The 6,286-nt window shown below is 68.8% G+C and carries 10 protein-coding genes; 5 read left to right on the plus strand and 5 right to left on the minus strand.

The window, feature by feature from the left end:
* Positions 1-139 precede the first annotated feature (139 nt).
* Positions 140-391 carry a hypothetical protein gene (locus ACZ6NC_RS38215; protein ID WP_465738503.1) on the minus strand — a complete coding sequence of 84 codons (252 nt, stop codon included), beginning with the start codon at positions 389-391 and terminating at the stop codon, positions 140-142.
* Positions 392-469: 78 nt separating this feature from the next.
* Positions 470-739: a hypothetical protein gene (locus ACZ6NC_RS38220; protein ID WP_465738504.1), complete on the minus strand. Its 270-nt coding sequence runs from the start codon at positions 737-739 to the stop codon at positions 470-472.
* 67 nt (positions 740-806) lie between these two features.
* Between ACZ6NC_RS38220 and ACZ6NC_RS38225 the strand changes: the two genes are divergently transcribed.
* A complete protein-coding gene (locus tag ACZ6NC_RS38225) occupies positions 807-1,334 on the plus strand; it encodes an NUDIX hydrolase (protein WP_465738505.1) in 528 nt (175 codons plus the stop codon).
* On the opposite strand, the gene ACZ6NC_RS38230 is transcribed toward ACZ6NC_RS38225, so the two are convergent.
* Positions 1,331-2,752 (minus strand): helix-turn-helix domain-containing protein, encoded by a 1,422-nt coding sequence (locus ACZ6NC_RS38230; protein WP_465738506.1) that lies wholly within the window; start codon positions 2,750-2,752, stop codon positions 1,331-1,333. The genes ACZ6NC_RS38225 and ACZ6NC_RS38230 overlap by 4 nt on opposite strands.
* A gap of 172 nt (positions 2,753-2,924) precedes the next feature.
* Between ACZ6NC_RS38230 and ACZ6NC_RS38235 the strand changes: the two genes are divergently transcribed.
* Positions 2,925-3,155: a hypothetical protein gene (locus tag ACZ6NC_RS38235; RefSeq protein WP_465738507.1), complete on the plus strand. Its 231-nt coding sequence runs from the start codon at positions 2,925-2,927 to the stop codon at positions 3,153-3,155.
* Positions 3,152-3,823 (plus strand): hypothetical protein, encoded by a 672-nt coding sequence (locus ACZ6NC_RS38240; protein ID WP_465738508.1) that lies wholly within the window; start codon positions 3,152-3,154, stop codon positions 3,821-3,823. Before ACZ6NC_RS38235 ends, ACZ6NC_RS38240 begins: the two co-directional genes overlap by 4 nt.
* A 219-nt stretch (positions 3,824-4,042) precedes the next feature.
* Here the strand turns inward: ACZ6NC_RS38240 and ACZ6NC_RS38245 are convergent, their stop codons facing one another.
* Positions 4,043-4,288: a helix-turn-helix domain-containing protein gene (locus ACZ6NC_RS38245; RefSeq protein WP_465738509.1), complete on the minus strand. Its 246-nt coding sequence runs from the start codon at positions 4,286-4,288 to the stop codon at positions 4,043-4,045.
* A gap of 52 nt (positions 4,289-4,340) precedes the next feature.
* Between ACZ6NC_RS38245 and ACZ6NC_RS38250 the strand changes: the two genes are divergently transcribed.
* A complete protein-coding gene (locus ACZ6NC_RS38250) occupies positions 4,341-4,616 on the plus strand; it encodes a hypothetical protein (RefSeq protein WP_465738510.1) in 276 nt (91 codons plus the stop codon).
* Here the strand turns inward: ACZ6NC_RS38250 and ACZ6NC_RS38255 are convergent.
* On the minus strand, positions 4,592-5,596 hold the full coding sequence (locus tag ACZ6NC_RS38255) for a hypothetical protein (RefSeq protein ID WP_465738511.1): 1,005 nt from the start codon (positions 5,594-5,596) through the stop codon (positions 4,592-4,594). The two genes, ACZ6NC_RS38250 and ACZ6NC_RS38255, sit on opposite strands and share 25 nt — an antisense overlap.
* A 165-nt stretch (positions 5,597-5,761) precedes the next feature.
* Here ACZ6NC_RS38255 and ACZ6NC_RS38260 point away from each other — a divergent pair, with 165 nt between their 5' ends.
* Complete coding sequence (locus ACZ6NC_RS38260) at positions 5,762-5,935, plus strand: hypothetical protein (protein ID WP_465738512.1); 174 nt, start codon at positions 5,762-5,764, stop codon at positions 5,933-5,935.
* Positions 5,936-6,286 lie beyond the last annotated feature (351 nt).

Below are 6,286 nucleotides of genomic sequence, written 5' to 3' on the forward strand. Positions count from 1 at the left end.
GCCGATTTGCCCAATGCCCATGCTGTCATGGCTGTCATTTCCACCCCGCGCAGTGCCCAATCAAAGATCTCACGATAAAGCAGGCATTCAAGCTTGACCACGGCCCAGGTTTGGGCGACGCGCTTCGGCGACGCGGCTACTAGCGCGGGTGCTCGCGGCCTTCAGGCGGCAGCACGTCGGCGATGGTGAGCGGCCGCAGGGTGGCCGGCTCGGGCCTGATCCAGGCCCACTGCTGGTCGGGGGCGGAGTCCGGTCCCCAGCGGACGAGCGCCACCCACTGCCCGCCCTGGGGCCGACGCCATTCGGTGAGGAGGCCGAGCCGCCACTGCCCGCCGATCCGGACAGCGACGACCTGCCAGGCCTCCCGCACCTCGACGTGGGGCTGTGCCATTGCGGCGGGGTCGGCTGGCCGGGCGTCTCCGGGCTGGTGCCGGCGGGGCTGGTGGTACTGCACGCTGCCAGTATCTGGTCAGGCTGCGGCGGGCTGCTCGTCCAGGTGGGCTTTGGCTGCGTCGAGGCTGGCCTGCCAGGTCTGCATGTGGCAGGGCTCCGGCTGGGCGGTACGGGCTTGCTCCCAGATTGGGTGTGCGCGCAGGGCGAGGCTGGCGGCGACGTACTGCTCGCGCGCGGCGTCCACGTCCCCGCCGGCGAGTCGGACCTCGGTCATCGCCCGGTCAGCCAGCACGACGGCAGTGTGGAGGGGCAGCAGGTCATCGGGCAGCGGCAGGGACTTGGGCATGCCGCCATCGTACGGGCGGTCTCTGACAGGATGGCGCCGATCATCCCGTCGAGATCATGAGGTGCCCGTGAGCGAGTGGACCGTCCATGGCAGCCGCACTATCTACACCAGCCCCTGGGTCGAGCTCGACCTGGTCGACGTCGAGCCGCCCGGCCAGCCCCGGTACGAGCACCACCTGATCAAGTGGGCGCCAGTCGCCGCCACGGTGGTCCTCAACGAGGACGACGAGGTCCTGATGATGTGGCGGCACCGGTTCGCCACGGACACCTGGAACTGGGAAATCCCCTCGGGCATCGTCGAGCCCGGCGAGGCACTGGAGGCTGCTGCCGCCCGGGAAGTGCTGGAGGAAACCGGCTGGCGCGTCGCCACTGTCGAGCCGCTGGCCTACAACCAGCCGATCGGCGGCATGTCCAACGCCGAGCACCACGTGTTCCTCGCCCGCGGCGCCGAGTACGTCGCCCCGCCAGTGGACACCCACGAGGCGGACCGCATCGAGTGGATCCCGCTCGACCATATCCAAGCCATGATCGACCGCCGCGAGATCGTCGCCGGAGTCGCCGTCACCGGGCTGCTGCAGCTCCTGGCCCGCCGCTAGCAGGACAGGGCGCGCGGTTCGGCGGCCAGGAACTCGCGCAGCTCGTTGACCATCGGCGTCCGGGCAGCCCGGGCAGGTACCGCGGAGACGACCTCGCGGGCACGCGAGATGACGATTCCGGTCCGATGCTCGGCCGGCAGCATCCCTACCGCCTGCATGCCGACCTGGGCTGCTGACCCGATTTCGCCGACACGGATCAACCCGTCGGCCTGGTCGAGGGCGATGAGCGCGCGGTCCAAGTACTCGGCCGGGGCGTACAAGTCGAGCGCTTGGTCGAGGGCGAGCTGTGCTCGTCGGGTGTCGCCGAGCATGGTGTGCATGCTGCCGATGTGCCAGCGGAGCTGGCGCTCGGTGTATCCGTAGGCGAGGTCGGCTTTGTGGCTGTCGTCGAGGCGGGCGAAGGCGCGCTCTGCGATGGCCATGGCCTGCCGTGCGTCATCCGCGCGGCCGAGGCGGGCGAGGGACCGGGCTTCAAGGGCGGGTGCCCATGCGGCGGTGGCGCATACCGTATTGCCGGCCACGAGGCGGGCTCGTTCCGCCAGCTCGGCGGCGGCTTGGGGGCTACCGAAGTAGAAGGGGATGACTGCCTCCCTTGCGAGGAGCCACGCGCGCAAGGCGCGGTCGCCGGTCTCCTCGCCTGCGAGCTGGGCGCACCGGAACCAGGCCCGGGCTTCGCGATGCTCGCCGAGCGCGACGAGGGCGATGCCTGCGGTGGCGGCGAGACGCGCGGCGACATGGCACAGGCGGGCCCGGTGGTCGGCCGGCTGGCGGCGGCCGAGCAGCTGCTGCACCTCGATGAAGTCGAGGACGCTGTCGCCGAGGATCTGCCCGGGCGGGGTGTGCTGGTAGGCGTGCCCGTACTCGGCAGCGGTGCGCTCCCACTGGTCCACTGCGGTTTCGGCGAGGGTGCCGGTGAGGGTGTCTGCCATGTCCTGTCGAGCGCTCGCGAGGGCGATCAACACGGGGGAGGAGAGGGACACCCCGACGGACCCGAGCAGGCTACGGAGTATGGCGTGGTCCGCGGGAGCCAGCGGGGTAGGGCCCGGCTCGGGCCGACGAGCTACCTGTGGGTCGACCGAGGACTCGTCGTCGGTGGCGAGGGTGTAGTCGGTGCCGTAGCCGAGCCGGTCGGGGCGGGTCTGGTAGAGCCGGCACAGGCCGTCGAGGCGGGTGTCGCTGGGCCGCGTGGTGCCGACCTCCCATGCGGACAGCTGTTGAACGGTGGCTCGGTGGCCCAGTTCGGCGAGGCCGGCGACCGCGGTCCGGAGTGTCCAGGCGCGGGCCAGGCGGGCTGCGTGCAGGAGGCTGACGTCGCACTCGGCGGCCACGGCCTGAACGAGCTGCCAGGGGCTCCAGCCCGCGGCGTCAGCCTGGGCCGCGAGGTGAGCGGCGGTCTGCCGGTGGGTGGCGCGGGGCATCAGCGGCTCCGGTCCATCAGGGGGTGTGACACCACGCTAGGCCATCCTGCGGCGGCCCGATGTCCCCTTCACTGCATGGATATGACGTCGCAACAGGATGTCGTCACGACACCGTGAATTCACGCTAGGGCCGTCATTGCCGGTTTCGGCCAGGACGGTTGATCCTCTGGGCATGACCACCGCGCAGGCTACGACCACCGTCGAGTACCAGCCGCTGCTGGGCCCCCCTGTCGAGATCCAGGTGACCAGCGACCAGCTCCACGGCCAGGCCTGCGTTCTGGACGCCGACCACGACGACGCGCTCGCGACAGCCGGCTACGTCTACATCCCGACGGCCGGCGCTGGACTCGGCTGGCCCGTGGTGGCCTGTGCGGGCGGCTGTCGGTCGAGGAGCACGTCGTGACGTGGACGGGCCGTTGGGAGTGGGAGCCGCAACGCTACGGCCCGGTGATCTGGGCCGGCCCGGACAGCCGTCCACTACCCGACCCGGGCTACCGCGCGGCCATGGAGCGCCGCGAGGCGGTCACGTGGCTGCGGGCGGCACTGACCAGTGAGGAGGAGATGGTGAGCACTGACCTCACGATCGAGGTGGTCAATCGCCTGGGGCAGGTCACCCTGCCGCAGGACGAGGGTCTGCGCCGACTGTGGCGGATCGTGGTGGAGCTGGATCTGTGCGAGCACCAGCATGAGGCTATGCGGCGGCAGCTCTGCGGCGAGAACCCCGAGGTGCTGGCAACGCTGGCTGTCGACGGCGCCGCGGAGTGGACGCTCGACCTGCGCGGCGAGGGTCAGGTCGTGATGCGGGTATCCCGGCCGGGCGCGCGTTCCCCGCGGCAGCGCATAGGGGACCGGTTCGTCCCGGTGCAGTTGCCCGCGACCGGCCGCTGCCCGGGTCTGTGGGCAGTTCGGGACACCGCGACGGGCGACCTGATTCGCGAGGAGAACGAGGACGGCCAGGTGGTGACGCTGCGGTTCGGTATCGAGGAGAGCGCCATCGCCTGGGTAGCCCGGCAGGTCAACCTCGCCGGGTACCAGGCAACTCGCCGGCTGGCCGCTGGGGGCGCACAGTGAGAGCCGCAGCCAGCAACTATCGCATCGGCGAGATGATCGAGCCGCGACCGGGCTGCAAACAGTGCGCGGAGCTGACTCGGGCACACGACAGTGCGAGGGCTCGGCACGACCACTCCGCCGCGGTGGATGCCCGCGTGAGGATGCGCCGGCATCAGCACGATCACTGACGACCCGACGTTGACTCCCTGGCCGGCCGTACGGCGGTGCGACCGGCCAGGGCTACCCGTAGAACAGCCGCCATGTCTCCACGCCGAGTGCGCGGGCCATCGCCCCGAGGTCGTCAATCGAGGCCGGCGTGGTGCCGAGTTCCCAGTTGCTGATCGTCTGCCTGTCGCGGCCGATCATCTCGCCGAGCCGCCCTTGGCTCACCCCGCGCTGGCGCCGCAGATAGCGAATCCGGTCACCGACCTCGCGGCGTTCCTGCAGCTGGCGGGCGTCGGGCTGTCGGCGGGGCGGGGTCGGCACCCCTTGACGTTTGCGTGACCATGATCAAAAGTCTGCATGCCAAAGTCATAAGTTGATCGACCGCATGTTCGATACTATGTACACCCTGTTACCGGGGGGACCGGAACCGGAGCATCACGTGAAGAAACCCCCGGGCTGGAGCCTGGACGAACCCTTCGACCTGGAGAAGGCAGCGCGCGACATCCTCGCGACCGCCCAACTCCTGGCCGACTATGGGCGCCGCCCAGACGGCACATCCGAGCAAGCCGCAGCTATCCAGGAGGCAACGCGGGTGATCAAGAGCGTCACGCTAAGAGTCGAGCGTCACGCCCCTGGCCCGTCGGCCTGAACTGCTGAGCGGGCATTGCGCCGCTCCCACCACATGGCCAGCTGGAAGAGTGTCTCTGCGCCGGCGACTTCCTTGACGAGTGCGATCTGATGGGTAATTGTTCGGTGACTCACTTCAAGCGCCGTTGCGATCATGGGTTGCGAGTGGCCGACGGCAAGCAGGCGGCAGATTGAGATCTGCAGGTCAGTCAGGCTGGCTGTTGTGCCGTCGCGCGGCTCCTTACCGGTCCACGGGATCGCGCGCGCCCAGTCGCGGTCGAACTGCGCGGCTGCAAAGGCGGCGACAGCTTCATCCTCGACGAGTACAGCGTGGAGCTGTCCGGGGGGAGCCGCGGGGTTGTCGATCAGCGCCATTCGTCGGTCCACGACGATGACCCTGGCGAAAGCCTCGTCCAGGGTCCGGACGTAGCCGCCAGCATGTGTTACCTCGGCTGTGCGCTGGGCTGTTGCCCAGTCAGAGCGGACCGTGCTTCGGTACAGCGTGCGCATGGAGACTCCGCGCCGGATTGCATCCAGATCGCGGTGATACGAGACGTCCAGCCTGGTCTTCGGTCGAGGTCCGTGCGGCTGGGAGGTCAGGAGCTCCTGCGTCGCGTCGGTGATGATCTCGCTGAGCCGCTCGTTGATCGCTTCTGTTCCCTCCAGGTACTCCATGGAGCCGGTGATGCGCGCACGTTCGGTGCCGCGGTAGGAGATGGCGAGGTCGTGGAGCGAGTCCGGCAGGGTGGTGGCCTCGCTGATGGCCCTTTGTGCCAGTTGGTACAGCTCAGTCTGACGCCTGGCTATCGCCTGGCTCGGGCTGAGGACCAGATATCGGGCGCTGCCTGGCTGGTCGGGGTGTGGGGTGATGAGGCCGAAGTCGAGGAGTTCTGTCAGCGCTGGGGCCTCGGCGTTGGGGGCGTGCCCCTGTGCCAGGTTCAGCAGTACGTAGAGCTCGCGCGCTTCATCGCTGAGGATGGACCGAGGTTCTTTGCCCGACATATCCCTTGTGTCCGCCTTCATCCTTGCGACAAGTCGCAGATGTATGAACTGGCAGCGTAGAGGGCTTGATTGAAGGCTGTACAGCGGGAAGGCTTGATCGCACACCCGCACATCACCATGCGGCACCGCACTGCCGCATCCGGGAGGTTCTCAATGAAGCGAGTCGTGGTTGCCAGCTTGGTCGTTGTGGCCGCGCTCGGAGTCGGCATGTCGTTGGCGCCGGCTGATTCCACGGGCAAGGCAGGCCAGTCCACCAAGGCCGACTCGACCTGGGGTGTCGTCGCCCCGACCCCCACTCCGGAGCCGACCTTCACGTTGGCCGACTCGACCTGGGGCTAGCAGCAGAACGTAGCGGGCGCCGGGCTGGATTGCTCGGCGCCCACTACTTGGAGCTTCCACTCTCTCGGGGGGTGGAGGTGGCGGTGGAGACCGAATCCGCCGCTACAGTCCGTCGAGGCCGGGTCGCATCGGGCGCCCCCAAGTCGCACCACGGCCCGGCCTCGACATCGTCTGATCAATGATCCACTGGGAGGCGGCGGGAGATGATCTCGGAAACCTACCGCCAGATTCCGCTAGGATCTGCCAGTTTTAGCTATGTCCGATTTGCCGTTCTCGCAGGTCAAGGCCGTTGACCTGCTAGAACATCAGGCCTTCGGCTGCTGCTGGGTGATGCAGTGGATGCCGCCGCCG

This window comes from Kitasatospora sp. NPDC041988 (assembly GCF_055588525.1).

Coding starts and splice junctions, on each gene's coding strand:
- ACZ6NC_RS38215 (WP_465738503.1), bottom strand. CDS start 391: ATGGCACAGCCCCACGTCGAGGTGCGGGAGGCCTGGCAGGTCGTCGCT.
- ACZ6NC_RS38220 (WP_465738504.1), bottom strand. CDS start 739: ATGCCCAAGTCCCTGCCGCTGCCCGATGACCTGCTGCCCCTCCACACT.
- ACZ6NC_RS38230 (WP_465738506.1), bottom strand. CDS start 2,752: ATGCCCCGCGCCACCCACCGGCAGACCGCCGCTCACCTCGCGGCCCAG.
- ACZ6NC_RS38235 (WP_465738507.1), top strand. CDS start 2,925: ATGACCACCGCGCAGGCTACGACCACCGTCGAGTACCAGCCGCTGCTG.
- ACZ6NC_RS38255 (WP_465738511.1), bottom strand. CDS start 5,596: ATGTCGGGCAAAGAACCTCGGTCCATCCTCAGCGATGAAGCGCGCGAG.